The sequence below is a fragment of the Pseudomonas sp. TH39(2020) genome (genome assembly GCF_016650715.1).
GTDB classification, from domain to species: domain Bacteria; phylum Pseudomonadota; class Gammaproteobacteria; order Pseudomonadales; family Pseudomonadaceae; genus Aquipseudomonas; species Aquipseudomonas mandelii_C.
The window spans coordinates 1,431,076-1,455,548 of the sequence record NZ_JAEKFF010000007.1; the positions used below are offsets into that span (position 1 = coordinate 1,431,076).

Below are 24,473 nucleotides of genomic sequence, written 5' to 3' on the forward strand. Positions count from 1 at the left end.
GTGCCGAGGGCGCCGCGGCCTGTTCTGAGGAGTATGCATGGCTGTCTACAACTACGACGTGGTGGTGCTGGGTTCCGGCCCGGCGGGAGAAGGCGCGGCAATGAACGCCGCCAAAGCAGGGCGCAAGGTGGCGATGGTCGATAGCCGTCGCCAGGTCGGCGGCAACTGCACCCACCTGGGCACCATCCCGTCCAAGGCACTGCGTCACTCGGTCCGGCAGATCATGCAGTTCAACACCAACCCGATGTTCCGGGCCATTGGTGAGCCACGCTGGTTCTCGTTCCCGGACGTTTTGAAGAGCGCTGAAAAAGTCATCTCCAAACAAGTCGCATCGCGCACCGGCTACTACGCCCGTAACCGCGTCGACGTGTTCTTCGGCACCGGCAGCTTCGCTGACGAGCAAACCATTGAAGTGGTCTGCGCCAACGGCGTGGTCGAAAAACTGGTGGCCAAGCACATCATCATCGCCACCGGCTCGCGCCCTTATCGCCCGGCGGACATCGATTTCCACCACCCGCGTATCTACGATAGCGACACCATCCTCAGCCTCGGCCACACCCCGCGCAAACTCATCGTTTACGGTGCCGGTGTGATCGGTTGCGAATACGCGTCGATCTTCAGCGGTCTGGGTGTATTGGTTGAACTGGTGGACAACCGCGGTCAGTTGCTGAGCTTCCTCGACTCGGAAATTTCCCAGGCCCTGAGCTATCACTTCAGCAACAACAACATCACGGTTCGTCACAACGAAGACTACGACCGCGTCGAAGGCGTGGACAACGGCGTGATCCTGCACCTCAAGTCCGGCAAGAAGATCAAGGCCGACGCCTTGCTCTGGTGCAACGGCCGTACCGGCAACACGGATCAGTTGGGTCTGGAAAACATCGGCGTGAAGGTCAACAGCCGTGGCCAGATCGAAGTGGACGAGGCCTACCGTACCTGCAAGCCGAATATCTACGGCGCCGGTGACGTGATTGGTTGGCCGAGCCTGGCCAGTGCCGCTCACGACCAGGGTCGTTCGGCCGCTGGCAGCATCGTTGACAACCATAGCTGGCGCTTCGTCAACGACGTGCCAACCGGCATCTACACCATTCCGGAGATCAGCTCGATCGGCAAGAACGAACAGGAGCTGACTCAGGCCAAGGTGCCGTACGAAGTGGGCAAGGCGTTCTTCAAGGGCATGGCGCGTGCACAGATCGCCGGCGAGCCTCAGGGCATGCTGAAGATTCTGTTCCACCGCGAGACCCTGGAAGTGCTGGGCGTTCACTGCTTCGGTTATCAGGCGTCGGAGATCGTGCACATTGGTCAGGCGATCATGAACCAGCCGGGCGAACAGAACACGCTGAAGTACTTCGTCAACACGACGTTCAACTACCCGACCATGGCCGAAGCCTATCGGGTAGCGGCGTACGATGGCCTCAACCGGCTTTTTTGAGTGGCTCCGGCCGGTGGCCTGAGCCGGCCGGGGAGACCGATTTCAGCAATTCTCGAGCGTGGCGCTGGCCAAACCGGGAAAGTCTGTAATCAGGCTGTCAACGCCGAAGTCGGCGAGTCTGCGCATCAGCGCGGGCTCGTTGACTGTCCATACCGACACATGTAGCCCCTGACGCTGCGCCTTCTGCAGGCGTTCCGGCGTACACAGGGTCCAGTTCAGCGCCAGAATCTCACAGCCATAGCTTTGTGCGACCTTCAACGGGTCGAGCCAGGCGTACTCGGCCACCAATCCGCGGGACACATCTGGCACGAAGTCCAGCGCAGCTTTCAATACTTCCCGCGAGCTCGAGGTGATCGTGACTTTGTCGAGCAGGCCGAAACGCTGAGCCAATTCGCGAATCGCCAGCACGGTAGTCGTCGCGCGGGTGCGTGAAGCGCTCTTGACTTCCAGTTGCCAGTGCTCGAAATCGCATTTCTCGAACAGTTCTTCCAGTGTTGGAATCGGGCAGGGCTTGATCCAGCCCGGGCCGCCCTTGCGCGCGTCGTAGGTCACCAGTTCGGCCGCCGTATACTCGACGACTTTGCCGCGACGGTCGGTGGTTCGCTTGAGTGTCGGGTCGTGGATGACCATCAACTCACCGTCCTTGGACAGGTGCAGGTCCAGTTCGCAACGGCGCACGCCGTGCTTGAGGCATTGCTGAAAGCTGGTCAGCGTATTTTCCGGTGCTTCGCCCTTGGCGCCGCGATGGCCGTAGATGAGAGTCACGGTTCTTCCTTAAATTAAATGCCTGATTCGTTTTGTTCGCGGGCCAGGCGTCGTTCCTGGGCCTGCTTCTGCAAAATGTAGCGGGCCAGCAATTGGCGCTGGGCATCGGTCGGGTACTCGAACTCGGTGCCGATGGCGTAGCCTTCGCCTTTGCGATCGCAATGGGTGACGCGAGCCCGTAACAAGAGTCCGAGGGCTTGCGGCATCAGCACCAGTTTGACCGACAGGTGCGCGCCTTCGGCAATGGGCGTCGGATGCTGAAAGTCGATCCCGCCTTCGGAAATGATCACCGGCTGCGGCTCGCCGATCTGCCCGAGTACGGTGATGGCGATTACCTGGCTCAGCAAATCGATGCGTTTATTCTGCGATTTCAGGAATGCCGCGAGGTTCCGGTCGCGCTCACTGATCTGGCGCAACAGGTGCTGTGACTCGAATTCGCTCAGGTGCAGTTCGCTGAGCAAGTTGAATAGAGGGGAAGCATCCTGCAACACTTCCTGGCCTGCGGCTTCGGGAGCGGACAGGGGCCGAATTTCCAGTGCGATCGTGTCCTCGATACGGTAGTATTCGCGGCGATCTTCTTCATCTAATGTCGACATGGCGAACCCATGGTAGCGGCGGTGGTCTGAGTGTAAAGCTGGTTATCGACCCCCGCCACAAGGACGTTCCTTTTCCCTCCGAACAAGCCCCGACATGTTCAGACCTCTCTTCGTATTTATTGGCACGCGTTATACCCGTGCAAAGCGTCGCAATCATTTTGTGTCATTCATTTCCCTGACCTCTATGATCGGACTCGCCCTTGGCGTGGTCGTGATGATCGTGGTGCTCTCGGTCATGAACGGCTTCGATCATGAGATGCGCACCCGCGTGCTGGGCATGGTGCCCCACGCGACCATCGAGTCCGGTGAGCCGATCAGCGACTGGCAAAGCCTGGCCGCCAAGGTCAAACAGAACCCGCAGGTGACGGCCGTTGCGCCGTTTACTCAGATGCAGGGGTTGCTGACCAATAACGGCAAGGTTTCCAAAGTCCTGCTCAATGCCATCGATCCTGCGCTGGAACGGCAGGTCTCGATCATTGATAACTTCATGCAGCAGGGCAAACTCGATGACCTGGCACCGGGCAGTTTCGGCATCGTCATCGGTGACAAGGCTGCGGCCAAGTTGGGTGCGGCGATCGGCGACAAGCTGACGTTTGTGGCGCCGGAAGTCACCGTGACTCCGGCCGGGATGTTCCCGCGCATGAAACGCTTTACCGTGGTCGGCATCTTCCATGTCGGCGCCGGTGAACTGGACGGCTACCTGGGCATCACCAATCTGCAGGATCTGGCCAAGCTGCATCGCTGGAAACCGGATCAGGTCCAGGGCATCCGCCTGAAGTTCGACGACCTGTTCCAGGCGCCGCGCGTGGCGTGGACCATCGCCCAGCAACTTGGCGAAGACCATTTCTATGCCCGCGACTGGACGCGCACCCACGGCAATCTGTATCAGGCGATCCGCATGGAAAAAGCCATGATCGGTTTGCTGTTGCTGCTGATCGTCGCTGTTGCCGCGTTCAATATCATTTCCACGCTGGTGATGGTGGTGAACGACAAGAAGGGCGATATCGCGATTCTGCGCACCCTTGGCGCCACGCCGGGGTCGATCATGGCGATCTTCATGGTGCAGGGCACCGTCATTGGTGTGGTCGGGACGCTGATCGGCGCCGTGGTCGGGATCTTCGCCGCGCTGAACGTCAGCGCCGCGATCTCGGCGCTCGAAGGTCTGATCGGGCACAAGTTCCTGAATTCCGACGTGTACTTCATCGATTACCTGCCGTCGCAAGTGCAGAGCCAGGATGTGTTGATGGTCTGCGCCGCCGCGTTGGTCCTGAGTTTCCTCGCCACCCTGTATCCAGCCTGGCGTGCCGCGCGCACCCAGCCTGCGGAGGCGTTACGTTATGAGTGAGTTGGGCATGAGTGATAAAGCAATCTTGAGCTGCCGCAACCTGGGCAAATCCTACGAGGAAGGCCCGGAGTCGGTAGAGGTTCTGGCCGGTCTGCAGCTGGAACTGCATCCGGGTGAGCGCGTGGCGATTGTCGGTACCTCGGGCTCGGGCAAAAGTACCTTGCTCAACCTGCTGGGCGGCCTCGATACACCCACCAAGGGCAGCGTCTGGCTGGCCGGTGAAGAGCTGTCGGCGCTGAACGAAAAGGCTCGCGGTTTACTGCGCAACCGGTCGCTGGGTTTCGTTTACCAGTTCCACCACTTGCTGCCTGAGTTCACCGCGCTGGAAAACGTCTGCATGCCGCTGCTGATCGGCAAGACGGCTATCCCGGAAGCGCGTCAGCGTGCGACGGCATTGCTGGAGCGGGTAGGGTTGGGCCATCGCCTGGAACACAAACCGTCGGAACTGTCCGGTGGTGAACGTCAGCGTGTGGCCATCGCCCGCGCCTTGGTGAACAAGCCAGGCCTGGTGATGCTCGACGAGCCGACCGGCAACCTCGATTCCCACACCGCCCAGGGCATTCAGGATTTGATGCTGGAACTCAGCACCTCGATGCGCACGGCGTTCCTGGTGGTGACTCACGACATGAACCTGGCTCGCCAGATGGATCGCGTCCTGCATCTGCAGGAAGGTTACCTGACGCCCATCTGATTGGCCGAAACCCGACGTACTGAACAGTACGTCGGGTCTCTTATTTTTATACGGTGCCCCAGCGAATGTTCAGACCGTTATCGATCTTTATCGGCGCGCGCTATACCCGCGCCAAGCGCCGCAATCGCTTTGTTTCCTTCATCTCGATGACCTCGATGATCGGTCTCGCCCTAGGCGTGCTGGCGATGATCGTGGTGCTGTCGGTCATGAACGGCTTCCAGCGTGAAATGAGCTCGCGCATCCTCGGCATGGTGCCTCACGCGACTATCGTCGGCGTCAATCCGATCGACGATTGGCAGCCCGTTGCTGCGGCGGCCATGAAGAATCCTGAAGTGACGGCCGCCGTGCCGTTCACCGAGATGGAAGGCATGCTGTCCTACAAGGGGACGATGCAGCCGATCCAGGTCAGCGGCGTTGATCCGGCGCTGGAAGGCAAGGTGTCGATCGTCGCCCAGCACATTGTTCAGGGGCGTCTCGATGCCTTGAAGCCGGGTGAGTTCGGCGTGGTGATCGGCGAGATCACGGCACGTCGCTTCCGCTTGAACGTCGGCGACAAGATCACCCTGATCGTGCCGGAAGTCAGCACTGCACCGGGCGGCATCACCCCGCGCATGCAGCGGTTGAACGTGGTCGGCGTGTTCAAGGTTGGCGCCGAACTGGACGGTTCCATGGCGCTGATCCACGTGGCCGATGCCGCGCAGATGCAGCACTGGGCGCCAAATCAGGTACAGAGCGTGCGCCTGGCGGTAAAGGATTTGTACGCTGCGCCGAAGGTTTCCAGCGATATTGCTGGCGGGCTGGGCACCGCTTACAAGGCTGATGACTGGACTCACACACAGGGCAGTCTGTTCAGTGCGATGAAGATGGAAAAAACCATGATCGGTTTGCTGTTGCTGATGATCGTCGCCGTGGCGGCGTTCAACATCATCGCAACCCTGATCATGGTGGTGAACGACAAAGGTGCGGACATCGCGATCCTGCGGACCATTGGCGCTACGCCGCGGCAGATCATGGCGATCTTCATGGTGCAGGGCACCGTGATCGGGGTTGTCGGTACGTTGATTGGTGGTGTGCTTGGCGTGATTGCGGCGCTGAACGTCAGTGAACTGGTGGGCTGGATGGAACGGGTCAGCGGGCAGCACATCTTCAGTTCAGACGTGTACTTCGTCAGTAACCTACCGTCCGAACTGCAGGGTGCGGATGTGGTGTTGATCTGCTCCGCCGGGTTTATTCTGAGCTTCCTCGCCACCGTTTACCCGGCATGGCGTGCGGCGAAAGTCGAGCCGGCTACTGCGTTGCGGTATTCGTAAGCCGTTGCACCGCTCCCACAGTTGACCGAGTTGAATCGCAAATTTGTGAACGACTCTGAACCCTGTGGGAGCCGAGCTTGCTCGCGATGAGGCCAGAGTTGCTGGCCTCATTCTCCCTTGGGCAACTCAATCACAAACCGCGTCCACCCGTTATCCGATTCGCAACGAATCTGCCCGCCATGGGCGCGGATGATTGACTGAGTGATCGCCAACCCCAATCCCGCATGTTCACTACTGCCTTCCTGGCGCGCGGGATCAGCCCGGTAGAAGCGATCAAATAAACGCGGCAGCAACGCCCCGTCAATTCCGTCGCCGCTGTTCTCGACCGTCAGGCTCAATCCCTTGGGCTGATCAACAATTCGCACCCGAACCTCGCCTTCGACCGGCGTAAACCGCAACGCATTGTCCAGTAAATTGGAGAGCGCCCGCCGCAACATGCTGCGATCACCTTCCATGCGCGCACTGCCTTCACGACTCAACCTGACCTGAGCGTCCTCCGCCAACGGTGCAAAAAACTCCAGCAATAAATCCGCTTCTTCCGCCAGCTCCAGTGGTTCGCGCTTGGGCATCAACAACCCGTGGTCGGCCTTGGCCAGGTACAACATGTCGTTGACCAGTTGCGCCATCCATTGCAGTTCTTCGAGATTGCTGTGCAGTGCTTCTCGGTAATCTTCAATGGGGCGTGGGCGGGTGAGGGTGACTTGGGTGTGGGTCAGCAAGTTCGACAACGGTGTGCGCAATTCATGGGCGATGTCTGCGGAGAAGGCCGAGAGCCGCTGAAAAGAGTCGTCGAGGCGTCCGAGCATCGCGTTGAAGTGGTGGGCCATTTCCGCGAGTTCTGGCGGCATGTTTGCTTCGGGCAGACGTACATTGAGCGATTGCGCCGAAACGCCGCTGGCAACCGTACTCATGCGCCGTAACGGCCGCAACCCACTGCGCGCAGCCCAGGCACCGAGCAGGGCGGTGGCCAGTGCCGACAACCCGACTGTCAACCAGATCAGGTGTTGCATGCGTTGCAGAAAGTGCTGGTGATGGGTGATGTCCAGCAGCAAGGTCAACTGCGGTGAGTCAGGTTTGTCGAGGTACAACGGAGCGTTGAGGACGCGGTAGTCGGTACCTTCGCTGCTCACCGTGGACAAACCCGGTTGGGTCGGCAATGACTGGGGCAGTTGCGTCGAGCTGTCATACCAGCGCTTGCCATCGCTGCCGGTGATCCGCAACGACAGATCAGCCTGTCGGCTCAATTCATCGGCCAGTTTGACTTCGCTTTCGCTCGACTGGATGTCATGTAGGGCCCGACGCAAACCAATCAACTTGCCGTCCAGCAACTGTTGATCGAGTTCAACGAAATGCGCTTCACTGGCCCGACTGAACAACACCCCGGCGAACAACGACACGACTGCAGTGCATGCTGCAAACAGCAGCGCCAGACGGCTGCTTAGCGAGAGTCGGCGCATCAAGCGGGACGCTCTTCTAGGACGTAACCCATGCCACGTACGGTGTGAATCAACTTGTTGGGAAATTCATCGTCGATCTTCAGGCGCAAACGACGAATCGCCACTTCGATGACGTTAGTGTCACTGTCGAAGTTCATGTCCCAGACCTGGGAAGCGATCAACGACTTGGGCAGGACTTCGCCTTGCCTGCGCAGGAGCATTTCCAGCAGGGCGAATTCCTTGGCCGTCAGGTCGATGCGCTGGCCGCTGCGTTCGACCCGACGGCGGATCAGGTCAAGGCGCAAGTCCGCCAGTTGCAGGCTGGTTTCCTGAGGTGTGGCGTTACCGCGGCGCAACAGGCTCCGGACCCGGGCCAGCAGCTCAGAGAAGGCGAACGGTTTGACCAGGTAGTCGTCGGCGCCCAGTTCGAGGCCGTGGACCCTGTCCTCCACCGCGTCGCGGGCTGTCAGAAACAGTACCGGCGTGTCGAGGCCGGCACTGCGCACCGCTTGCAGAATCTGCCAGCCATCGCGACCGGGCAGCATCACGTCGAGAATCAACAGCGCGTAATCGCCGGTCAGCGCCAGTTGCTGGCCGGTGCTGCCGTCCGCCACCAGTTCCGTATTGAAACCGGCCTCGGTCAGGCCTTGGCGCAAGTAGTGGCCGGTTTTCGGTTGGTCTTCGACGATCAGCAGTTTCATGGGCGACTCGAGGCAAATGGAACGAACGCTTTATACCGTGGGCGGCGTTAATACAGGTCAACCTGACAAAGTTGTAATCTGGCTGTCAGGTTGCGGGCAGTCGCAGCAGTTTAGAGTTTTCCACAGGCTGAACCTTATCTTGTTGGAGTACGACTATGTTTTTGCGCAAATCACTGGTGCGCGTCGCGTGTTTGCTGGCGCTGAGCTCGCCGGCGTGGGCTTCCCCGGCGCAGACCTACGACTTCGGCCAACCGGCCCCGGCGGCCAAGGCGACTCGCAGCGTTGAAGTCGTGATGGGCGACATGTCGTTCACACCCAAGGCGATTGATATCAAGGCCGGTGAGACGGTTCGTTTTGTGTTGGTGAATAAAGGGCAGTTGTTGCACGAATTCAACCTCGGTGACGCGGCGATGCATGCCAAGCATCAGCAAGAAATGATGAAGATGCAGCAGAGCGGCATGCTGATGCCTACAGGCATGAAGGAAATGGACCACGGCGCCATGGCCGGTATGGAGCATGGAATGAAACACGACGACCCCAATAGCGTGCTCGTCGAACCAGGCAAAACCGCCGAGCTGACCTGGACCTTTACCAAGGCCACCAACCTGGAATTTGCCTGCAACATCCCTGGTCATTACCAGGCTGGCATGGTCGGCAAGTTGACTGTCAGTCAGTAAGCACTCAAAGGCGGGAGCAAAGGCTGGTAGAATCCGCTGATTCTTCAGTCAGGTTTCCGCCATGCATCCCGCAGCCGAACACTCGCCGCTGGGCAAATCCAGCGAATACATCGCCACCTATACGCCGTCCTTGCTGTTCCCGATCCCGCGCACCGCGAAATGGGCCGAGCTGGGCCTGACGGCTGAAACCCTGCCGTACAAGGGCGTGGATTTCTGGAACTGCTTCGAACTGTCGTGGCTGTTGCCGTCCGGCAAGCCAGTGGTGGCGATTGGCGAATTCACTATCCCGGCGGATTCGCCGAATATCATCGAATCGAAGTCGTTCAAGCTGTACCTCAATTCCCTGAACCAGACACCGTTTGCCAACACCGCGATCCTTGAAGCGACGTTGGCGAAAGACCTGTCGGCCGCTGCCGGTAAACCGGTCGGTGTGCGGGTTCGCAACCTGAAGGACGTCGAAGCTGAAGGCGTTGTGGCGTTGCCGGGCGTGTGCATTGATGATCTGGATATCAGCGTCAGCAACTATGAGCATCCGCGCCCGGAACTGCTGCGTTGCGATCAATCACGCATCGTGGAGGAGAGCGTGCACAGCCATTTGCTCAAATCCAACTGCCCGGTTACCAGCCAGCCAGACTGGGGCAGCGTGGCGGTGGAATACCGTGGCGCGGCGCTGGATCACGCAAGTTTGCTGGAATACATCGTGAGCTTCCGTCAGCACTCGGACTTTCATGAACAGTGCGTGGAGCGGATTTTTCTCGACCTGCAACGGTTGTTGAAACCGGAGAAATTGACGGTGTATGCGCGGTATGTGCGGCGCGGCGGGTTGGACATCAACCCGTATCGCAGCACTGAAGATGTGCAGTTGCCGAACCATCGACTGGTCCGCCAATAAAGAACCCCTGTGGGAGCGAGCCTGCTCGCGAAGAGGTCAGCACATTCAACATCAATGGTGACTGACACTCCGCATTCGTCGGAACGCCGCCCGGAGCCGGCTCGCTCCCACAGGGGATTGCATTGCAAGTCGCAGACAATAAAAAGCCCCGCTATCACTAGCGGGGCTTTTTTGTATTCGGCGGGTTCAGATTCCCATATTGGCCAGGGCTTGCACGATGTTGCGCAAGGTGCCGGCAAGGGTCGGGTGTTCGATTTCGAAGCGTTCAACGGCCAGGTTCACATTGTCGGCGAGGCTGGAGTCCTGGGTTTTGGTTTCGAGTTCCAGTTCCAGTTCGATCTGTTGCATCAGCGCGTGCAGGTCTTCGCGCTCGGCTTCGGTCAGCGGTGGATTCTGTTCCAATTGCTCGCGCAGAGTATTGAGCTGTTGTTGCAGTTCGCGGGCAGGCATGGCGTTCTTCCTTTTATCGATAGGCACTGGCATAGACCGCAGCAGCACGCCAAAGGTCTATGGCTTGACCTTTAGATTAATCCACTCGCGCGTAACCTGCATGATCTCGATCAGGGCTTTTCGCCCTTGAGCCGGCGCAGGCTGATGTCGGCCAGGCAGGTGTTGAGTTCGCCGAGGTGATCAATCACTGAATGCACACCCAGACCGAACAGTTGCATCGTTGCCTTGCCGCGTTTGAATTCCCGTTCCTGGTGAGTCAGCGCCTGCCAGTCGTTGGGCGCCAGGCCGCAGAGTGAGCCGCAGGACGCCAGCCCAATCGTCCACAATCCGGCATTGAGCCCCGCTTGCAGCAAGCGTGGTTCGCCGCTGACCAGCACACAACCCTCCAGTCGTTCGACATTCAACGTCATCAGGGCTTGCCAACAGGCATGCGGTGCCGGCCATGGATTGTTTGTTTCTGGGTGTTGCGAGGGTTTGATCCACGAAGGCAGTGCAGCGGCCAGGGAATGGCTGAGGGCAGGGGGGAGTTCATCGAGCCAGGCACAGGGAATCTGCTGATGCTGCAAGCTGCGCAGGCTATCCAGCGCGCCGGGCGTAGCCTCAGCGTGTATGGCAGAGGGGATGCCCTGTGCGCGTGTGCGGGCACCGAAATCCACCAGGCAACCACTGAGGCCGAACAGGACGGCGGTCAGGCTGGGCGCAATGTGGGGCAAGGTTTCGGCGTGCGGCATATCAACGTCCCTGAAATAGCCTCAAGGCTAGGGGGCGACAGTGACAGTTGAGTGACACTGATGTGAATCGCCCACAATCATCACGAATGATCCGCAGGCTGCCTTGCTCCGGTGCTGCCTTAAGCGGCTTTTCCGTCTTATACTAGCCAACTTAACGCGTGGGCCAAGCGCCCGCGCCAGTACAATCCAAGGAGTTTTTCTATGCGCTGGAGCAATCATCTAGCTCAGCTTTGTGTGTCTGCCAGTCTATTGCTGGTTCCGTTCGTTGCCCAGGCAGCCTCGGAAGACGACCCTTGGGAAAGCATCAACCGCCCGATCTACAAGTTCAACGATGTGCTCGACACCTATGCGCTGAAGCCTTTGGCCCAGGGCTATCAGTTCGTGACGCCGCAGTTTCTTGAAGACGGCATCCACAACATGTTCCGCAACGTCGGTGATGTCACCAACCTTGCCAACGATATCTTGCAGGCCAAACCGGCCGCCGCCGGTGTCGATACCGCACGCTTGATCTTCAACACCACCTTTGGCCTGCTGGGCTTCTTCGATGTGGGCACCAAGATGGGCCTGCAGCGCAATGACGAAGATTTCGGTCAGACCCTCGGCTACTGGGGTGTAGGCAGCGGTCCTTATGTGATGCTGCCGTTGTTGGGCCCAAGTACGCTGCGTGACGCGCCGTCCAAGTATGTCGATGGCTACACCGGCCCGTACCCGTACATCAACGACATTCCCGTGCGTAACTCGATCTACGGCCTGAACATCATCGATACCCGCGCCAGTCTGCTGTCGAGTGAGAAGTTGATCACCGGCGACAAGTACATCTTCATCCGCAATGCGTACTTGCAGAACCGCGAATTCAAAGTCAAAGACGGTCAGGTCGAAGACGATTTTTGATCTGGACCGGTAAAACGAGGAAGGCGGCCAGTGTGCCGCCTTCTTTCGTTTGGGCTTTTTTGGCGCGTTTGACTCATGGGTTTTGACCTTCCATTACGTTACCGTTTTGCGTGTTCTTATAACTCCCGGTGATTTGAAATGGAAAGACGTCAAGCGACCATCGGCGTGAGCTTGAAACGCCCCGCGGATGGGAGTACCGTCTGCGCCTTAGAAGGGCACCTCTGGTGTACCTGTGTGTAGGGCAAACGCTCGAAAACAGTGCAGTAGAGAGGCTAGAAAGCGAATCCAGTAGTGTGAGCCGGGACAAAGCCCCTGCCTGCTACGCCAACCTAATTCTGGCGCCGTTTGCCCACATGCCAAAAACCAGTGCCACGCTGCTGATAATCGATGATGACGAAGTAGTGCGCGCGAGCCTCGCCGCCTATTTGGAAGACAGTGGTTTCAGCGTCTTGCAGGCCAGCAATGGTCAGCAGGGTCTTCAGGTATTCGAGCAAGACAAGCCCGACTTGGTCATCTGCGATCTGCGCATGCCGCAGATGGGCGGACTCGAACTCATTCGCCAGGTCACCGAGCTGTCGCCACAAACCCCGGTTATCGTGGTTTCGGGCGCCGGGGTGATGAACGACGCGGTCGAGGCCCTGCGCCTGGGCGCGGCGGACTACCTGATCAAGCCTCTCGAAGATCTGGCTGTGCTCGAGCACTCTGTGCGCCGGGCCCTGGATCGTGCGCGCCTGCTGCTGGAAAACCAGCGCTACCGCGAGAAGCTGGAAAAGGCCAACCGCGAGCTCGCTGCCAGCCTGAACCTGCTCCAGGAAGACCAGAACGCCGGTCGCCAGGTGCAGATGAACATGCTGCCGGTCAGCCCCTGGACCATCGACGAGTTCCAGTTTGCTCACCAGATCATCCCGTCGCTGTACCTGTCGGGTGATTTCGTCGACTACTTTCGGGTCGACGAGCGTCGGGTAGCCTTCTACCTGGCGGACGTTTCCGGTCATGGCGCCTCTTCAGCCTTCGTTACCGTGCTGCTGAAGTTCATGACCACGCGCTTGCTGTTCGAATCCAAGCGCAGCGGTACATTGCCGGAATTCAAGCCTTCAGAGGTCCTTGGTCATATCAACCGAGGCCTGATCAGTTGTAAGCTGGGTAAACACGTCACAATGGTCGGTGGAGTCATCGACGAGGAGACAGGTTTGCTGACCTATAGCATCGGTGGTCATTTGCCGTTGCCTGTGTTGTACACGCCAGACAGTGTTCGTTATCTGGAAGGGCGTGGTCTGCCGGTGGGCCTCTTCAATGAAGCCACCTACGAAGATCACGTACTGGAGCTGCCGCCGACGTTCAGCCTGACGCTGATGTCCGATGGCATTCTGGACCTTTTGCCAGAACCTACACTCAAAGAAAAAGAAGCGGCTTTGCCCCAACGGGTCAAGGCAGCGGGCGGCAGCCTGGATGGTCTGCGGCAGGTTTTTGGATTGGCCACGCTAGGGGAGATGCCGGATGATATCGCCCTGTTGGTGTTGAGCAGGAATCTTTAATGAGTACCGGTAGAATCCAGTTCGCCGAGCAGGATGGCACCTTCGTCCTGAAGTTCGTCGGTGAAGTTCGCCTGACCCTGTGTTCGGCGTTGGATGCGACTATTGAGCGGATCTTCACGGCGTTGAACTTCAACGCAATCGTGATCGACCTGACCGAAACCCGCAGCATCGACAGCACCACCCTTGGCCTTTTGGCCAAGCTGTCGATCCTGTCGCGGCAAAAGGTCGGCTTGCTGCCGACCGTCGTCACCACCCACGAAGACATCACCCGTCTGCTGCAGTCCATGGGCTTCGAGCAAGTGTTCAACATCGTTGACCGCCCGATCCCGTGCCCTGAGTGCCTGACCGACCTGCCAGACCAGGATCAGTCCGAAGAAGTGGTGCGGATCAAAGTGCTCGAAGCGCACAAGATCCTCATGGGCCTGAACGACTCCAATCGTGAAGCGTTTCATGATCTGGTGAACGCACTCGAGCGTCACTGATTCCATAAGCGACCGCGCACAAAAAAGGGCGAACCTGTGAGGGTTCGCCCTTTTTGCATTTGCTCTTATTGGATCAGAGCTTGGCTTGCAGCAATGCTTCGAGTTTTTCCTGGTCGCGAGCGAACTGACGAATACCTTCAGCCAGTTTCTCGGTCGCCATCGCATCCTCGTTGGACAACCAACGGAACTGCGCTTCATTCAAGTTCAAGCGAGCTTCACCGGCATGACCTGGGGCCAATTTGCGCTCCAGCTTGCCAGTATCCGCCGCCAGCTTATCGATCAGATCCGGGCTGATGGTCAGGCGGTCGCAACCGGCCAGCTGCTCGATCTGATTCAGGTTACGGAAGCTCGCACCCATGACCACAGTCTTGTAGTCATTGGCCTTGTAGTAGTTGTAGATGCGCGTCACCGACTGCACGCCCGGATCATCCGCGCCGGTGTAGTCGTTGCCGTTGGCTTTCTTGTACCAGTCGTAGATGCGGCCTACGAACGGCGAAATCAGGAATACGCCTGCGTCGGCACAAGCCGCAGCTTGAGCGAAGGAGAACAGCAGCGTCAGGTTGCACTGAATGCCTTCCTTTTCCAGAATCTCGGCAGCGCGGATACCTTCCCAGGTGGAAGCGATCTTGATCAGCACGCGGTCGCGGCCAATGCCGGCCTTGTCGTACAGGTCAATCAGACGGTGCGCACGCTTCAATACGGCGTCAGTGTCGAACGACAGGCGCGCATCCACTTCGGTGGAAATACGGCCTGGGATCACTTTCAGAATTTCTTGCCCTACCGCCACGCCAAAACGGTCGCTGGCCAGGCCAACATCGCCCTTGCAGTCGCTGACGCAAGCGTTCAGCAACTCGGCATAACCGGGAATGGCGGCCGCTTTGAGCAGCAGGGAAGGGTTGGTGGTAGCGTCCACGGGTTTAACGCGAGCGATAGCTTCGAAGTCGCCGGTGTCGGCAACCACGGTGGTCATTTGTTTGAGTTGTTCCAGCTTGGAAGTCATGGGCGTGCTCTGTCCTATGGGTCTAATGACATTACCCGAGCGCTGACAGCCACTCAAGGGTGCATGTACGTATCGAGGGCCTCAGCGGCAACAACCTGAAAACGGCTGTTTGAATGGCGGGGCGCGGTATCGGTAAATACGATGCCAAATCAGACCACAGGTTCAACCGGTCTGACGGCTAACGCGGCTTAATGCCGATGGAGCTGAGGCTAAGTGGCATTGTTCAAGATGAAATACGTCTTCCACGCCTCCATGCATTCCTGAGCGAGCTCAAAACAGCATTCATCGCCACGTTCAGTCTCAATTCTTGCCTCGTCGATGCTCACGATCGAGGTAGTCCCAATTGGACCGACAGTCATCGTAGATTTGATCATGAAGACTCCAGGCACCGACCCGCTTCGCAACTTTCTATCAAGCTTGCTGTGCTTAAGCTTGTTGCAGACGTCGGCGCATATTCTCAGTGCAGGGCTTTGGCTTATGTAGTCTTCCACGTTGCTGAGCGAGCTGTAGCTAGGGGAGTGTTTCACCCAGTCTTTGAGGTGATAACAGACCTCGAAGAAGCTAAACAACTCGAACTCGATGTTCCCACCATAGGCCGGAAAGATGCCATCGCGGATAGGTTGAAGTTTGTTGAATTGATACTGAAGGCGAGCTCGGTGGTATTCCATGTCTCTCCTGGGCGTGTCGGGCTACGAATGCAAAGCGGCTGATCTGAACGTGCCAAGTCAGGTCAGGCGACGCATGCCTGCCGTCTTGGCAGCCTTGCTGTCGAAGGTGACGATGTACTCGCAGCCTGCCGCGTTGGCGCTGCGCTCAATCAAGCAATCTGCGAAGTCAGCGTTGGCCTGTGAGTAACTACGCAGCGCCTGCCAAACAATTTCGGAGTTTTCCACCGTCAATTCACGAGTCCGCAAAAGCGTTTCGAGGACTGTAATGATCTCGCTTTTTGCGCTCTCGTAGCAGGATTGAAGTACCCAGACCAACTCGACTATCGAAACCATCGTGATGAACCCAGGAGAAGCTATCGTTAGCGACTCAATCAGTTCGGAGGCTTTAGCTGACTGCTTTGGATCATCCTGAGCGACATACCTGACCAGTACGTTGGTATCCAGACCTATCATATGGCTTTGGATCCTTGTACTGCGATGGCCTGGTTCATGTCCTCGATGCTTACAGCTTTAGCGGGCTTGCGTATGAGTCCTTTGAGGTCGCGAGCCGAATGAGTCGCGGCCATAATGGCGAATTTACCATCGCCTATGGCTACAAATTCAATGCGATCCCCCGTGTCGAGACCAAGAGAAGCCCGAACCTGTGCCGGAATGGTGATTTGTCCTTTCGAGGTCAGTGTGGCGGTTGCCATGGTGGATACTCCGTCAAGTCAGCTTTTCCTTACATTAGGGTAAGGATTTTTGGAAATCAATGCTCAACGGAACGGGGAACGATGGGCGGTGAAAACGAAGCTGATCCTGGAACAGACCAGCCGCTTCGGTAAAGACGCATTATCCCGGCACAACAAACACGGGCTGGAGGAGTTGGCCAACGCGGCTGATCAACGCCCCTCCAACAACTCCGCCGCCTGGTCCAGCAACACCAAAGGCTCTTTAGCCTTATGAATATCCACCGACAACAACTGCCGAAACTTGCGCGCCCCCGGAAACCCGGTACCCAGCCCCAGCACATGCCGAGTGATGTGGTGCATCGAGCCGCCCGCATCAATATGCGCCGCTATATAAGGCCGTAGCTGCGCCAGCGCCTCCGCCCGGCTAATCACCGGCGCCGTGCTGCCGAACAGCTGCTGATCCACCTCAGCCATCACATAAGGGTTGTGATAAGCCTCGCGACCCAACATTACGCCGTCGAACGTCTGCAAATGTTCGTGACAGGCTTCCAGCGTCTTGATCCCGCCGTTGAGAATAATCTCCAACTCCGGAAAATCTGTCTTCAACCGCGCCGCCACGTCATAACGCAGAGGCGGAATATCGCGGTTCTCCTTCGGCGACAACCCCTCCAGAATCGCAATCCGCGCATGCACCGTAAAACTGGTGCACCCGGCATCCCGAACCGTACCAACGAAATCGCACAACTCCTCGTAACTGTCCCGGCCATTAATCCCGATGCGGTGCTTCACCGTCACCGGAATCGACACCGCATCCCGCATCGCCTTCACACAATCAGCCACCAACTGCGGATGCCCCATCAGGCACGCACCGATCATATTGTTCTGCACCCGATCACTCGGGCAGCCGACATTCAGATTCACCTCGTCGTAACCGTGCTCCTGCGCCATGCGCGCGCACATCGCCAGGTCCAGCGGCACGCTGCCGCCGAGTTGCAGCGCGAGCGGGTGTTCGGCTTCGTTGTGACGCAGGAAGCGGTCGTGATCGCCGTTGAGCAGCGCGCCGGTGGTGACCATTTCTGTGTAGAGGAGCGCGTGCTTGGAGAGCAGGCGTAGGAAAAAACGGCAGTGCCTATCAGTCCAATCCATCATAGGGGCGACGGAGAAGCGGTGGGAAAGCGGGGCGGGTGTGGCGGTGATTGGGGGCATTGGCGGTTCTGAGATGGGTGAGGCTGGGAGGTGGGGAGTTTATCAGGATTGGGGTTGCGGGGCTTAGACGAGTCTTGCTGCCGTTGTTCAGGGCATCTGAACAACGGTATAAGAGGGAATCGGCTGGATCGCTACGGGTAAATAAATCTGTCCCCCTTTTTTGCTCCCCTTTTTTGCTGCACCTGAGTCAGCCTCCATCAATTTCTGAATCCGAAGTTTCGGAAGTGCGAACAGAATTGTACGTTAGCCTCTAATAAGTATTGTTGATCACTTACCAGCGCTTAATGAGTTATTAGCCATGGCGGACGCAGCTTTCTGCTTTGCTATATCAACCAATAAAGTCTTAATTTGTTCGTCACTTTTGCGAGCTGGCTTGCAGGTGATGAGTTCGAATCTGTAACCAAGTTTGCTGTCCGAAATCGCAAGCGCTGCCCGATCATCAGACATAGGGGCGACTTCGACTCCTTCTACATTCGGGAGGCCGCAATATGTTGTAGTGGTCAACTAATCCCGGACACGACGTTAAGTTTTTCCTCGGCCCGAGCTGGCGCCAGCCCACCGTTGAATTGGTGAGGCCGAATCCGGTTGTACCGATGCATCAAAAAATGGCTGATGTCGCGCTGTGCTTCCTGCGCAGTTCTGTAGCCTAAGGTCGGTATCCATTCAGTTTTCAAACTCCGGAACACTCGCTCCATCGGTGCATTGTCCCAGCAATTTCCCCGGCGACTCATGCTCTGGCGTATGCGGTATCGCCACAACCGCTGGCGAAACAACCGGCTTGCATATTGGGACCCTTGATCCGAGTGGAACAGCAGATCCGAAGGCCTGCCACGCTGCTCGTAGGCCATATCCAGGGCTCGGATCACGAGTTCGGCGTCCGGTTTTTCCGACAGTGCCCAGCCCACTATCCGGCGCGTGCAGAGATCCAGAACGACAGCCAAGTAATGCCACTTTCCTTGTGCCCAAATATAGGTGATGTCACCGCACCAGACCTGATTGGGGGCTGGCACATCAAACTCACGGTTCAAGGTATTCGGGATATCAAGTCTTTCTACTGTCGCTCGTTTATAGGCATGTGAGCCGGGTTGTTTACTGACTAAATCAAGCTCACGCATCAAACTGCGCACTTTGAATCGACCGAGTTGCTCACCATCTTCACGCATCAGTGACAGGATGCTGCGACTGCCCGCAGCGCTGCGACTTTGCGAGAACAGCTCACTGACCCGGCTACGCAACCGAAGCCGTTCAACATCGGGAGTGCGGCGCCGCAGGCGCTGGGCGTAGTAGCACGAGCGGGTGACTTCAAACACCTTACACAGCCAATCAACCGGCTCATGGGCACTCAACTGATCAATCAGCGCAAACGCTCGTGATCTTCCGACATCAAGAGCGCGGTAGCCTTTTTTAGTATGGATTTTTCTCGCTCAAGCCGAGCGATCCGGGCTTCCAGTTCCTGAATTTTCTGCTGCTCTGGGGTCAGCGCCTTGCTCTGCGGAGTGACGCCTTGGTGCTCTTTCTGAACCTGGTCAACCCAGCGGCGCAGCGCTGACTCACCAATGCCGAGTGAGCGGCTGGCTTCGATGTAGCTGTAGTTTTGCTTGAGCACGAGGTCAGCAGCCTCGCGTTTGAATTCAGCAGTAAAGGAGCGGCGTTGTTTGGTCATCTGACACCTCGATCTGGCGAGTATTCTCGCCTAAATGGGTGTCCGGTTTCATTAGACCACTACAATGTTGCTGGCAAGTGGAATGAAGCGAATGCGATTACTTGTCTGAACCGCGGCTCATAAAAGGTTTTACTCGCAAATTTTTCTATGATGGTCAACAAAATGACAGCTGAAAGAAAAACAGCTACTAGTGCTGTGATGTGCGAAGAACTCGCTCGGCTGCTCTTGGTTTTTTTCCTGGTTTTCTTCCTTGTTGTTTGACGATAGTCCTGAATTAGGCCCTTAATAAAAAGGATTGGCATCAATAGTAGGCTTGCGTATCCGAACGCCAATGAAAGGGTTAAGAGCCAGATAATGGGCGTCAATATCAGCGTTAGCAATAATTGGGTGCCTGGCAGATCCTGAGCGGATAGACCGCTTAGTTCAGCAATGGCTGCGTCAGAGTAGATTTTCGAAATAGTCGCAACACCTATGGCCAAGGGGGCGATGAGTAATTTCAGCAACTCCTTGTGTCGGCTTAAGAATGTTGGCATTTGCCAGTAGTAGTAGAGAAAGACCAGTGCGGCGATACAATTAGCTGTTAGCACCAGCAAGGATGCCTTTGTGCTGAATTTAACGCCCGCAAATATCAAGAGGCCTACAATAAAAATAATTGCTGTTGTTAACATGAAAATGGTGGCGGGGCGCTCCGCTCTCGTCCATTGCCGAATTCGTCGAATTCGTTGCCGATACCAAAAAAACTTTTTTGAAGAATTTATGATGTTTGCGATATGGCCTACTACAATTGGCAGCACACAAAACAATGTAAGCAGTGTGGCGACTATCAAGATTTACATCCTTTTCAGTTCTTCTAAATTTGTGTGTCATTCTAGAGTTAAAGGGGGCGAGTTTATTTTCTATGTTGTTTCTATAAGAAAAATAGATCCGTACCCTTTGTTAGTCCTTTATTACGTATTCATATTTCCGTTTCTTCATTTTTCCGTTATCAGCTTGGGAACCTGATAACGAGGCTATCCAGTGAGCGAATTATTGTTTGGGGGAGCGAAGGTTGGTGTAGAGCGCGACTGCTTTACTAAATATACGGAGGTATGGCACAGAGCCGAATAGTTTTTCCCTCGCCTCTTTATAGCTGGCAAGGGCTTCTTGAAAATTCCCTTTGTTTTCTTCCCTAACTAAGGAAAAAAACATCGTGCCTGACGAGGTAGCGCGGCACATATTCGCTGGAATCTTCTCGTTGCGTGCTTGCACGGTGTCGCTTATTACTTGCTGCATTTCGCTGGCGAGGTTGGATTTAATTAGATTGGATATTGATAGTATTTCTTGGTAAATCAACTCTCCGAGCTTGATTACCTCATCTGGCGTAGGGATGTAACCTTGGTGTATCACTCGATTCCTTCGTTCTGGAATTTGTTTGTTAAGTGTGTAGCTATTGCCAAAAACAAGAAGATGAAGAAATAGAAAGCCTCCAATTTGACGCTCTGATTGCTTTGAAACTTGTTTGTAGGTTTCCTCAAGTGTTTCTTTGGAAATGTCGTGTTTTTTGCAAAAAACATTTATTGCGAACTCGAAAAAGCGCTCATACGCCGATGAGAGGCTAGATGCCGCTTCAAGCGTATACCCTTCGATTAGGGCATTCGCTGCTGACTCGAGCAGCACTTCAAACTTCTGGCTTTGAAGTAAAATTGCCGATTTATGCCCTTTTGTACATTCAATGAATGCTAGTGCTTCTTCATAATAGTCAGCAATTATCGGCTCGAACGAAGGATGTCCCAGCTCTTTTTGACATTCCATACACATGGTAAATATTTTCAAGGGTCTGATTCCTTTAGATCATTAACAGTAAATAGAGTCCACCGTTCGGTAGCTCGTTACCCGATATTTGGTGTCCTTAGGCGGGCTAGACCCTGTTTTACATACCCCGTCTTTCACCAATAGCCTCTTGTCGACTCTATTCGAGAAAGCCAAGCATAGCAGCGATAGTGCTCAGGATTGGAGACGAAACCGGTTGCTTAAAATTTGCTACAGCAGATAAGTACGGGGGCAGGATTTCAGCATGCACGAAGGGTATTGGTACGAAACTGGTACAGGCGATTTCAAGCAGCCCTTAGAGCCTTTTTTGCTGGGGTAGGGCGATTAGTGCGGCCAATCCATCATCAGGCAGCGTTTCGGTCATTTAGTTGAAGGCGGCATTAACGGCGTCGGAGATTTCCCGCAACCCGCGTCCCTATTACCTACCTTGCACTCAAGCACCCTCCCAGTTACCCTCATTCCGTCGCTGCAAAATCAGCGGCAAGGGTGTGGAAGCCCTTCACAAGATCTAGGCGCACAAGCGCCACCGAAATTTAAGCAGGCGCTTTTTTCATGTCTGCTGTTAAATTATGGCGGCTGTGCGCGGGGCACTTTCGGGTGCGCCGGGTTCCTAGATCCCCGGTCTTCCACACCTGCGCACAGCTGCCACCCATCATGTGGAAGTGATGCTGGCAGTTCCTTCATTAATTCTAGGAACGAAATCGATGAAAAAAATCACTCCCGATCCACCTGAAGCTCCAATCTCTTCCGATCCCCACGATCCAATTCAGCTATCAGAAGCCTCCCAGCGCATCATTAGCAAGCGCCTCCGCAACCCAAGCCGCGCCGACCCCATCTGCCATGTCTTCACCATCCGTCCCAATGTCGACACTGAAACTCTGTTGTGCCACGCCTGCGAAACACTAGCGTCGCTAAACGTCCTGACTACCGGCCTGATCCGGGAACTCGAAGGTTCACAACGCAGTTTGGCATTGTCGATTCAGCAGTTAGCGGTGGCGGGGGAGTTGTTGGTGAACCGGGCGCTGGATAATGTCGAACCGCCTGATGGTGTGTGACGTAACTTCCGACAACCACCGCTGAGCGTTTTTAGAGAAGAGGGCGTTCCTGATGGGACGCCCTTTTTTTATCAGGAAACCGCAGTACCTGAACCAACGCTGTCGCCCAGCAAAATTTCATAATTCCCGGCGGGCATGCGGCATAGGATGACTCCCTAAGGTCACCGCGCTTCCAACCCACAGGAAACTGAAAAATGATCTCGAACCTCTTCAAAGTCGCTCTGATCGCCGGTGCATTGCTATTGAGCGCCTGTTCGGGTGTAAACACCCATAGCGAATATTCGGAAGCCGCCCTGCCGTCTGCCGGTTTTGGTCCGGGGCCTGCCAACAACCCCAATAAGATGAATTTCCATGGCAGTGCGCTCGGCAACAGCTTCGGCGAGTACAGTTCGGGGATGTTGCACGACGATTAACGGCGGAAGTGTTTCCGCCGTTTTACGTTTTGCCTGATGTGCCGTTTGCTTTGGGTTGGCGACTGCTGCGCAGCCGGACGCAGGCTGCGCCAGCTGCTACATGGATCGAGTAGGTGGCGGCTATTTGGGCTCGGGCGTTGCTATCCATTGGCCGAGGACTTTCTGGTAGTTGCCTGTCACCTTGGCCAGGTGTAGCCACTGATCGACGTACAACTTCCAGGTTATGTCGTCACGCGGCAGCAAGTAGGCCTTTTCCCCATATTGCATAAACTGACTTGGATTCACCGCGCACAAACCGGGTTTGAGTTTCTGCTGATAGAGCGCTTCCGAAGCGTCGGTGATCATCACGTCAGCCTTCTTGTCCAGCAGCTCCTGGAAGATGGTCACGTTGTCGTGAAGGCTCAATTGCGCTTTGGGTAGAAAGGCGTGAACAAACGCTTCGTTGGTGCCGCCTGCAGGTTCGACTAAACGAACCGAAGGCTGGTTGATTTGTTCGACGGTTTGGTACAACGCCTGATCTTCGCAGCGCACCAGCGGGATTTTGCCGTCGACGTCCAGCGTGGTGCTGAAGAAGGCTTTTTTCTGGCGCTCCAGCGTGACTGAGATGCCGCCGACGCCGATGTCGCATTTGCCCGCCAGCATGTCGGGCATCAGGGTTTTCCAGGTGGTCTGCACCCATTCAACCTTGACGCCCAGGCTGTCGGCCAGCGAACGGGCCATGGCGATGTCGATGCCCGAGTATTCGCCGTCTTCGGCTTTGACGGTATAGGGTTTGTAGTCGCCCGTCGTACACACGCGCAGTTGGCCTTGTTGGATGACGCTGTCCAAATGCGATTGCTCTGCCTGAGCGCCAAACGATAGAGCGAGCAGGCCACCGAGCATCATTGTGTTTTTTATGTTTTTCATTGTTATCCGGCTTCCATGATGGAGTGGGGGCTGAGAGTACTTACTTTCTGCCGCACCGCTCAACTTCATCCTCGCCGGGGCGGACTCAGTGACAGCAGCAACTTGACCCGCCGCAGCCAGATTTCTTCTTTACGCCTTCATGTTCGTCTTCTGCCAGTACGCTTGCTGGATACCCTGCCTCCTTCAGTGCCGATAACAGAACATCGCTCTCGGCATCTCCAGTCACCTTGACCCGACCGGACGCCAGATCGACAGTCACTTCACCCACTCCGGCGAGCGGCTGTAACGCGGCGTTGATGTGTTTGACGCAGCTCCCGCAGTTCATGCCTTCGACTTGCAGTTCAGTGCTGTTCATTGTGTAAGCCTCTTTTACTGTGAGTGGCAGGTGGTGTGATGACGTGGATCGATCGTTGACCCTGCCACGATGGCAAGGTCAAGCGGTTCTTTAAGGGCGTTAGTTGTTCATCGGCATCTTCATCATGCTCGACTGCTGATCCATCATTTTCATCATCATGCCCATCATCTGTTCTGAGCGGTCCTTGCCGCCGGACATGCCTTTACCCATTCCCATGCCTTGGCAGTGGTTGTGCATCATGCCCATGCTGTCCTTCATCGTGGCCATGCCTTCTTGCATGGCGGCCTGGCGTTCGGCCGGGGTTTTGGCGGCGATCATTTTTTCGTGGGCCGCCTGCATTTTTACCATCTGTTCGCTCATGGCCTTGTCTTGCGTGGTGGCGGTGGCGGTGGCGGTGGCGGTGGTCGGTGCGGTTGGCGGTGTGTCGGGGTGATGTTCCTCGACGGCCAGAGCAACCAATGGGCTACTGATGAGCAGTGCGGCGACGAGTGCTTTGAAGTGCGTATGCATGGCAATCTCCAGTGAGTCAGGGACGTACAGGAACTATTGAGCCGCGCTAAAGAGGCGAAGCCAAGGGGGGCGGCCGGAATTCCGGACGCTCGGAGAACGGTTTTAACTGTTGAGGCGAACGAAGCGCAGGCGTGCTGGCGGCCACAGTGCGAGCACTTGGCGGATCAGCAGCGGTAGGTGAGTGCGGAACCAGAGCATAGTGTGTACCCGATCCGAGGGGTTTTCTTGAGCTTAGTCCCGAGCAAGAGGCAATCATTGATCCATATCAACTGGAGCCCCTTTA

At 56.4% G+C, this 24,473-nt stretch carries 28 protein-coding genes; 11 read left to right on the forward strand and 17 right to left on the reverse strand.

Annotation, left to right across the window (positions count from 1 at the left end):
- Window positions 1–37 precede the first annotated feature (37 nt).
- The gene (sthA, locus tag JFU47_RS26910) at window positions 38–1,432 is read left to right on the forward strand and encodes a Si-specific NAD(P)(+) transhydrogenase (RefSeq protein WP_123365443.1); all 1,395 of its coding nucleotides are present in this window, start codon (window positions 38–40) and stop codon (window positions 1,430–1,432) included.
- Window positions 1,433–1,474: 42 nt separating this feature from the next.
- On the opposite strand, the gene JFU47_RS26915 is transcribed toward sthA, so the two are convergent.
- A complete protein-coding gene (locus JFU47_RS26915; RefSeq protein ID WP_201186893.1) occupies window positions 1,475–2,197 on the reverse strand; it encodes a glycerophosphodiester phosphodiesterase family protein in 723 nt (240 codons plus the stop codon).
- A gap of 14 nt (window positions 2,198–2,211) precedes the next feature.
- Entirely contained in the window at window positions 2,212–2,793 is a 582-nt protein-coding gene (locus tag JFU47_RS26920; RefSeq protein WP_140679695.1) for a PilZ domain-containing protein, read from the reverse strand.
- A 94-nt stretch (window positions 2,794–2,887) separates the two neighbouring features.
- Here JFU47_RS26920 and JFU47_RS26925 point away from each other — a divergent pair, with 94 nt between their 5' ends.
- From JFU47_RS26925 to JFU47_RS26935, 3 genes are all read left to right on the forward strand, one after another.
- Window positions 2,888–4,138: a lipoprotein-releasing ABC transporter permease subunit gene (locus tag JFU47_RS26925; RefSeq protein WP_140679694.1), complete on the forward strand. Its 1,251-nt coding sequence runs from the start codon at window positions 2,888–2,890 to the stop codon at window positions 4,136–4,138.
- A 7-nt stretch (window positions 4,139–4,145) separates the two neighbouring features.
- A complete protein-coding gene (gene lolD / locus JFU47_RS26930) occupies window positions 4,146–4,829 on the forward strand; it encodes a lipoprotein-releasing ABC transporter ATP-binding protein LolD (RefSeq protein WP_170206211.1) in 684 nt (227 codons plus the stop codon).
- 65 nt (window positions 4,830–4,894) lie between these two features.
- Complete coding sequence (locus tag JFU47_RS26935) at window positions 4,895–6,139, forward strand: lipoprotein-releasing ABC transporter permease subunit (protein ID WP_095128737.1); 1,245 nt, start codon at window positions 4,895–4,897, stop codon at window positions 6,137–6,139.
- Between the two features lie 107 nt (window positions 6,140–6,246).
- Here the strand turns inward: JFU47_RS26935 and JFU47_RS26940 are convergent, their stop codons facing one another.
- Both JFU47_RS26940 and JFU47_RS26945 read right to left on the reverse strand, forming a co-directional pair.
- A complete protein-coding gene (locus tag JFU47_RS26940; RefSeq protein ID WP_201186895.1) occupies window positions 6,247–7,596 on the reverse strand; it encodes a heavy metal sensor histidine kinase in 1,350 nt (449 codons plus the stop codon).
- Window positions 7,596–8,276, reverse strand: coding sequence for a heavy metal response regulator transcription factor (locus JFU47_RS26945; RefSeq protein WP_123365450.1), 681 nt, complete (start codon window positions 8,274–8,276; stop codon window positions 7,596–7,598). The genes JFU47_RS26940 and JFU47_RS26945 overlap by 1 nt, the downstream gene beginning before the upstream one ends.
- A gap of 155 nt (window positions 8,277–8,431) precedes the next feature.
- Between JFU47_RS26945 and copI the strand changes: the two genes are divergently transcribed.
- Window positions 8,432–8,953, forward strand: coding sequence for a copper-resistant cuproprotein CopI (gene copI, locus JFU47_RS26950; protein ID WP_201186897.1), 522 nt, complete (start codon window positions 8,432–8,434; stop codon window positions 8,951–8,953).
- 61 nt (window positions 8,954–9,014) lie between these two features.
- A complete protein-coding gene (gene queF, locus JFU47_RS26955; RefSeq protein WP_201186899.1) occupies window positions 9,015–9,845 on the forward strand; it encodes an NADPH-dependent 7-cyano-7-deazaguanine reductase QueF in 831 nt (276 codons plus the stop codon).
- Window positions 9,846–10,031: 186 nt separating this feature from the next.
- On the opposite strand, the gene JFU47_RS26960 is transcribed toward queF, so the two are convergent.
- Window positions 10,032–10,295, reverse strand: a complete 264-nt coding sequence (locus JFU47_RS26960; protein WP_008151367.1) for a DUF4404 family protein — start codon at window positions 10,293–10,295, stop codon at window positions 10,032–10,034.
- 110 nt (window positions 10,296–10,405) lie between these two features.
- Entirely contained in the window at window positions 10,406–11,026 is a 621-nt protein-coding gene (locus tag JFU47_RS26965; protein WP_201186901.1) for an HAD family phosphatase, read from the reverse strand.
- A gap of 201 nt (window positions 11,027–11,227) precedes the next feature.
- Between JFU47_RS26965 and JFU47_RS26970 the strand changes: the two genes are divergently transcribed.
- From JFU47_RS26970 to rssC, 3 genes are all read left to right on the forward strand, one after another.
- Window positions 11,228–11,917 (forward strand): MlaA family lipoprotein, encoded by a 690-nt coding sequence (locus JFU47_RS26970; RefSeq protein ID WP_201186903.1) that lies wholly within the window; start codon window positions 11,228–11,230, stop codon window positions 11,915–11,917.
- Window positions 11,918–12,270: 353 nt separating this feature from the next.
- A complete protein-coding gene (rssB, locus tag JFU47_RS26975) occupies window positions 12,271–13,452 on the forward strand; it encodes a two-component system response regulator RssB (protein ID WP_010456296.1) in 1,182 nt (393 codons plus the stop codon).
- Entirely contained in the window at window positions 13,452–13,934 is a 483-nt protein-coding gene (rssC, locus tag JFU47_RS26980) for an anti-sigma factor antagonist RssC (protein WP_007935262.1), read from the forward strand. Before rssB ends, rssC begins: the two co-directional genes overlap by 1 nt.
- 73 nt (window positions 13,935–14,007) lie before the next feature.
- On the opposite strand, the gene tal is transcribed toward rssC, so the two are convergent.
- The 8 genes from tal to JFU47_RS27020 all read right to left on the reverse strand — a co-directional run bounded on the left by tal (window position 14,008) and on the right by JFU47_RS27020 (window position 20,954).
- Window positions 14,008–14,934, reverse strand: a complete 927-nt coding sequence (gene tal / locus JFU47_RS26985; protein WP_123365456.1) for a transaldolase — start codon at window positions 14,932–14,934, stop codon at window positions 14,008–14,010.
- Between the two features lie 209 nt (window positions 14,935–15,143).
- Window positions 15,144–15,602, reverse strand: a complete 459-nt coding sequence (locus JFU47_RS26990) for a hypothetical protein (RefSeq protein ID WP_201186904.1) — start codon at window positions 15,600–15,602, stop codon at window positions 15,144–15,146.
- A gap of 57 nt (window positions 15,603–15,659) precedes the next feature.
- On the reverse strand, window positions 15,660–16,055 hold the full coding sequence (locus JFU47_RS26995; RefSeq protein ID WP_140679684.1) for a PIN domain-containing protein: 396 nt from the start codon (window positions 16,053–16,055) through the stop codon (window positions 15,660–15,662).
- The gene (locus JFU47_RS27000) at window positions 16,052–16,294 is read right to left on the reverse strand and encodes an AbrB/MazE/SpoVT family DNA-binding domain-containing protein (protein ID WP_140679683.1); all 243 of its coding nucleotides are present in this window, start codon (window positions 16,292–16,294) and stop codon (window positions 16,052–16,054) included. Before JFU47_RS27000 ends, JFU47_RS26995 begins: the two co-directional genes overlap by 4 nt.
- Window positions 16,295–16,483: 189 nt before the next feature.
- The gene (gene dusA / locus JFU47_RS27005) at window positions 16,484–17,479 is read right to left on the reverse strand and encodes a tRNA dihydrouridine(20/20a) synthase DusA (RefSeq protein ID WP_201186906.1); all 996 of its coding nucleotides are present in this window, start codon (window positions 17,477–17,479) and stop codon (window positions 16,484–16,486) included.
- A 500-nt stretch (window positions 17,480–17,979) separates the two neighbouring features.
- A protein-coding gene (locus JFU47_RS27010) for an IS3 family transposase (RefSeq protein ID WP_201181195.1) occupies window positions 17,980–19,142 on the reverse strand; the annotation gives its coding sequence in 2 pieces (ribosomal slippage) (window positions 17,980–18,887 and window positions 18,887–19,142; 1,164 coding nt in all).
- Between the two features lie 59 nt (window positions 19,143–19,201).
- Window positions 19,202–19,969, reverse strand: coding sequence for a hypothetical protein (locus JFU47_RS27015; protein ID WP_201186908.1), 768 nt, complete (start codon window positions 19,967–19,969; stop codon window positions 19,202–19,204).
- A gap of 199 nt (window positions 19,970–20,168) precedes the next feature.
- A complete protein-coding gene (locus JFU47_RS27020; RefSeq protein ID WP_201186910.1) occupies window positions 20,169–20,954 on the reverse strand; it encodes a hypothetical protein in 786 nt (261 codons plus the stop codon).
- 701 nt (window positions 20,955–21,655) lie between these two features.
- Between JFU47_RS27020 and JFU47_RS27025 the strand changes: the two genes are divergently transcribed.
- Window positions 21,656–22,006, forward strand: a complete 351-nt coding sequence (locus JFU47_RS27025) for a DUF6124 family protein (RefSeq protein ID WP_201186912.1) — start codon at window positions 21,656–21,658, stop codon at window positions 22,004–22,006.
- Window positions 22,007–22,200: 194 nt separating this feature from the next.
- Entirely contained in the window at window positions 22,201–22,419 is a 219-nt protein-coding gene (locus JFU47_RS27030) for a hypothetical protein (RefSeq protein WP_201186914.1), read from the forward strand.
- Window positions 22,420–22,539: 120 nt separating this feature from the next.
- Here JFU47_RS27030 and JFU47_RS27035 read toward each other — a convergent pair whose 3' ends face one another.
- The 3 genes from JFU47_RS27035 to JFU47_RS27045 form a co-directional block, all read right to left on the reverse strand.
- Window positions 22,540–23,325, reverse strand: coding sequence for a transporter substrate-binding domain-containing protein (locus tag JFU47_RS27035; RefSeq protein ID WP_201186922.1), 786 nt, complete (start codon window positions 23,323–23,325; stop codon window positions 22,540–22,542).
- Between the two features lie 85 nt (window positions 23,326–23,410).
- Window positions 23,411–23,680 carry a heavy-metal-associated domain-containing protein gene (locus JFU47_RS27040; protein ID WP_201186924.1) on the reverse strand — a complete coding sequence of 90 codons (270 nt, stop codon included), beginning with the start codon at window positions 23,678–23,680 and terminating at the stop codon, window positions 23,411–23,413.
- A gap of 99 nt (window positions 23,681–23,779) precedes the next feature.
- Window positions 23,780–24,190, reverse strand: coding sequence for a hypothetical protein (locus tag JFU47_RS27045; RefSeq protein WP_201186926.1), 411 nt, complete (start codon window positions 24,188–24,190; stop codon window positions 23,780–23,782).
- Window positions 24,191–24,473: the final 283 nt, after the last annotated feature.

Excerpts from the sequence above, each read along its gene's own strand:
- sthA (WP_123365443.1), top strand. The coding sequence starts at position 38 with ATGGCTGTCTACAACTACGACGTGGTGGTGCTGGGTTCCGGCCCGGCG.
- JFU47_RS26920 (WP_140679695.1), bottom strand. The coding sequence starts at position 2,793 with ATGTCGACATTAGATGAAGAAGATCGCCGCGAATACTACCGTATCGAG.
- JFU47_RS26925 (WP_140679694.1), top strand. The coding sequence starts at position 2,888 with ATGTTCAGACCTCTCTTCGTATTTATTGGCACGCGTTATACCCGTGCA.
- lolD (WP_170206211.1), top strand. The coding sequence starts at position 4,146 with ATGAGTGATAAAGCAATCTTGAGCTGCCGCAACCTGGGCAAATCCTAC.
- JFU47_RS26935 (WP_095128737.1), top strand. The coding sequence starts at position 4,895 with ATGTTCAGACCGTTATCGATCTTTATCGGCGCGCGCTATACCCGCGCC.
- JFU47_RS26940 (WP_201186895.1), bottom strand. The coding sequence starts at position 7,596 with ATGCGCCGACTCTCGCTAAGCAGCCGTCTGGCGCTGCTGTTTGCAGCA.
- JFU47_RS26945 (WP_123365450.1), bottom strand. The coding sequence starts at position 8,276 with ATGAAACTGCTGATCGTCGAAGACCAACCGAAAACCGGCCACTACTTG.
- copI (WP_201186897.1), top strand. The coding sequence starts at position 8,432 with ATGTTTTTGCGCAAATCACTGGTGCGCGTCGCGTGTTTGCTGGCGCTG.
- queF (WP_201186899.1), top strand. The coding sequence starts at position 9,015 with ATGCATCCCGCAGCCGAACACTCGCCGCTGGGCAAATCCAGCGAATAC.
- JFU47_RS26960 (WP_008151367.1), bottom strand. The coding sequence starts at position 10,295 with ATGCCTGCCCGCGAACTGCAACAACAGCTCAATACTCTGCGCGAGCAA.
- JFU47_RS26965 (WP_201186901.1), bottom strand. The coding sequence starts at position 11,026 with ATGCCGCACGCCGAAACCTTGCCCCACATTGCGCCCAGCCTGACCGCC.
- JFU47_RS26970 (WP_201186903.1), top strand. The coding sequence starts at position 11,228 with ATGCGCTGGAGCAATCATCTAGCTCAGCTTTGTGTGTCTGCCAGTCTA.
- rssB (WP_010456296.1), top strand. The coding sequence starts at position 12,271 with ATGCCAAAAACCAGTGCCACGCTGCTGATAATCGATGATGACGAAGTA.
- rssC (WP_007935262.1), top strand. The coding sequence starts at position 13,452 with ATGAGTACCGGTAGAATCCAGTTCGCCGAGCAGGATGGCACCTTCGTC.
- tal (WP_123365456.1), bottom strand. The coding sequence starts at position 14,934 with ATGACTTCCAAGCTGGAACAACTCAAACAAATGACCACCGTGGTTGCC.
- JFU47_RS26990 (WP_201186904.1), bottom strand. The coding sequence starts at position 15,602 with ATGGAATACCACCGAGCTCGCCTTCAGTATCAATTCAACAAACTTCAA.
- JFU47_RS26995 (WP_140679684.1), bottom strand. The coding sequence starts at position 16,055 with ATGATAGGTCTGGATACCAACGTACTGGTCAGGTATGTCGCTCAGGAT.
- JFU47_RS27000 (WP_140679683.1), bottom strand. The coding sequence starts at position 16,294 with ATGGCAACCGCCACACTGACCTCGAAAGGACAAATCACCATTCCGGCA.
- dusA (WP_201186906.1), bottom strand. The coding sequence starts at position 17,479 with ATGCCCCCAATCACCGCCACACCCGCCCCGCTTTCCCACCGCTTCTCC.
- JFU47_RS27025 (WP_201186912.1), top strand. The coding sequence starts at position 21,656 with ATGAAAAAAATCACTCCCGATCCACCTGAAGCTCCAATCTCTTCCGAT.
- JFU47_RS27030 (WP_201186914.1), top strand. The coding sequence starts at position 22,201 with ATGATCTCGAACCTCTTCAAAGTCGCTCTGATCGCCGGTGCATTGCTA.
- JFU47_RS27035 (WP_201186922.1), bottom strand. The coding sequence starts at position 23,325 with ATGAAAAACATAAAAAACACAATGATGCTCGGTGGCCTGCTCGCTCTA.
- JFU47_RS27040 (WP_201186924.1), bottom strand. The coding sequence starts at position 23,680 with ATGAACAGCACTGAACTGCAAGTCGAAGGCATGAACTGCGGGAGCTGC.
- JFU47_RS27045 (WP_201186926.1), bottom strand. The coding sequence starts at position 24,190 with ATGCATACGCACTTCAAAGCACTCGTCGCCGCACTGCTCATCAGTAGC.